Here is a 2,961-nt window from a genome sequence, read left to right on the forward strand (position 1 = left end):
TCCCCAGTGCACAACGTTATGCCGTGAACCAAGTCCTGCGTATTCACCGAGGTGAAAGCTGTCCGTTTCGCTCGTATGGCGGGTCATGGCTTCTGCCATGCGAAAGATATCCTCTCTGCCTGAGCGGAAAAACGCCTGCCACAGCCATAGGGTCGGAACGAGCTCATTGTTTTGCCATGCGTATCCGCCGAGATCGTACCGCCACATATGCCAGATCGGGTCATACGTATGCATGACATCGCCATAATGCCAAAAACCGTACCATCTGCGTTGCTCTACTTCCTTTTTATAAAACAGAAAGGCCGCATCGAGCTGTTCTTCCAGCTCTTTTTTGAGCGGATGGGATGTGTCAATGATGCTCCATACCCCGAGTGCTTTTGATTCGTAATAGACGTCCGGCTCGCATACAATGAGCGGCGGCGCCTGCCATTTGTCAGCCAGTGCATTGAGGACTTCGTCAGACGGCATGTGCGAAAAGCACGCCAGGCTGATTTCATTTGTGTTCGCAATGCCTGTCGGATCAGAGCGCATTTCATCAAAGCCTTCATACGCGCTGGCCACGTGGGTGTTTCCTGTATAATGCCGCAAATCCATCGCTTCGCCGTCCGGAGGCCAAAGCCAGATAGTCATTTTGGGGCGGCTGCCGGCAAGACCTGTGATTTCCAGTGCTGACGGATATTTCTCAATGAAATACCGCAGGCCGAGAGCCACACCGCCATTTTTTCCGCCCGCATAGCAAAGCCCCTTCGCCCGGCTGCCATGCAGCATTCCAACCCACGCATAATCTTTTCCGGTCCGTTTTGACAGGCTGTAATGATCGCTGGAATCTTGCACGAGCTTGACATCGTCCCAAACCGCATTCTGTGTGCCATGTGCAAACCATTCCTTATGCTCTTCATCTGGAGACAGCATTTCGCCATTGATTTGTTTTTCATAAAGCGGATATCGTTCATTGAATTTACGTGTGCCAAACAGCTGGGAAGGTTCTTTATACATCCCTTTCTCTCCCGCAAAGCGGAAATGGCGGTTGTACGGCTCTCCCTCCAAAAAAAGGGCAAATTCGATGCCGAGCCCCTTAATGAATTCTTGTTTACCGCTACTGTCAATCAGCTGCGTGTGCACAAGGCCGATCTCAGACAGCCCGGCATAAAACGTCAATCGGATGACAAACGGCAGCCATTCTTCATTCGTTTTATGTAGCACATGCACTCCCTCGATTTTGACTACTGCTTTGACAGGACCACTCTGCTCAATCGCCGCCCGTTTGATAAAGCTGACAGACCTTTCATGCAAAAGAACCGTTTCCGCCGCCGACTCTTTTCTCGTTTCTCTTATGGCAACGAGCCTCCCGCCTGCGGCGATCGGCTTTCCATTGATCCGCAATGATTGAATGAAATCAGATCCTGTTTTATGAATGGTACAAACGAGTGCTCCTGTATCCACTTGGATATCATGCTCTGTCTCATGAATGCTGAGCGATTCAGTTGGCTGCGGCACTTCTCTTTTGCGAACTGTAAAGCTTTGGTTTTCCTGACCGCCAAACACCGCCGCGTGCTTCGTCCACTTGATGCTCCCATCCGGCCAATAGGCCGACGGTTCGCTTTGCACATATCGCGTTTCCGCGTTTTCATTCATAAGCGCCAGACGGTCTCCTTTTTTTAATTCTCCTTTTTTCCATGGCACGCCCCACGTCACGCCGCTTGTCAACTTTGGCTGTTCTGATAACCATTTGATCTTTTTCATCGGCCTCTCCCTCCATAGAAAAAAGCTGATTCGATGCAAAGAATCAGCTGTGATTGTCAAATTGAATCACACGGTATTCATGCGGTCCGACTGCCAGTCTCCCCGCTTTGGTCAAACAGTTCGTCAACAAATCCATTCCCGCTTCCGGCAATGTCACGCTCCCGCCTTTTCCATCCATATTCACAACGATCCACACAAGGCCGTTTTCGCCTATACGCGGGGCAACGATCGTGCCGGGTGTCACATCCGACCGGCTGGAAATAACATCTTCCTCCGCATAATGCCTGACGAGCGCTTCCAGCATCGCATCCCCTTCTTTTCCGGATGGAAGCGAGCCCAGCATGACAATTTTCCCCTCGCCGTAATTCCGTTCCGTCAGAAAAGCATGGCCCGCCCCCGGTCCTGCTTCAACCGTGCCAAGGGTGTTTCCGCTCTCTGTGTCAAACACCGCGCTCCACAGTCCGAGCGGCGCCGTGATGCCAAACGCTTTTCCTGTATTCACGTTCTCATTCATCGGAAAGGTAAAAAGTGTTTTGATCCCTGACGTTTTCTCAAGTTCGCCAAGTCCGCAATCGGTATGAATGGTATGCTCGCATGTGCGTCCTCCTGTCAGCGGCCCGGTGATCCAGATGCCGCCCGCTTCAGCGAATGCCGAAGCTTTTTTGATAAATTCAGAAGACAAATACGGCACAAATGGCGTAAACAGCAAGCGATAGCCGTCCAGTGGAGCGCCTTCCGGAATAAGGTCACGGTGAATCCCCGTGTTGAGAATACGTTCATAAAAATGCGTCACAAGCGAACGATGCCGGAGTCCCCGGTGAGGCTCAGTTTTAATAAATGCTTTTGCTCTGTCATAGTAAGTCATCGCCGCCTCGGCTTGAACGGGTTCAGTCGATAGAATAATAGGCTCGATTCCTTTCTTGCCCGCTCAACCGCCAGCACATTTTGGTAGCCGATGGTGGTTCGCCCCAGGCACTGAGAACCGAACCGTGGGAAATCTCGCTGCCTGAACGCTGCTGTCGCCATAGCCAGCAGCAAAACCCCTGGCTTCCTAAGGCGTAGGACGATACGGCTTCGGCCTGCAAATACCCGTCTGCGTGCGGGTAAGCGGAGCTTTCAAGCGAGGCGGCATACGACGGACTCGTTTCCAAAATCCAAAACGGGCGCCCCTGTTTCAGATTTCTCCATAAATCACAGTTCAATAAAAAGGCAGAGGCG

Annotated in this window: 1 protein-coding gene and 1 pseudogene; both read right to left on the minus strand. The window is 51.7% G+C overall.

Annotated elements, in window-relative coordinates; all coding sequences use genetic code 11:
• Positions 1 to 1,743 (minus strand): exo-rhamnogalacturonan lyase family protein (locus tag ACWHAR_RS19595; protein WP_452087583.1); only part of this gene is annotated, 1,743 nt, incomplete at its 3' end.
• 43 nt (positions 1,744 to 1,786) lie between these two features.
• Positions 1,787 to 2,961 (minus strand): annotated as a pseudogene (gene yesZ, locus ACWHAR_RS19600) (beta-galactosidase YesZ); the annotation flags it as partial.

Source organism: Bacillus sp. LR--39, assembly GCF_053613335.1.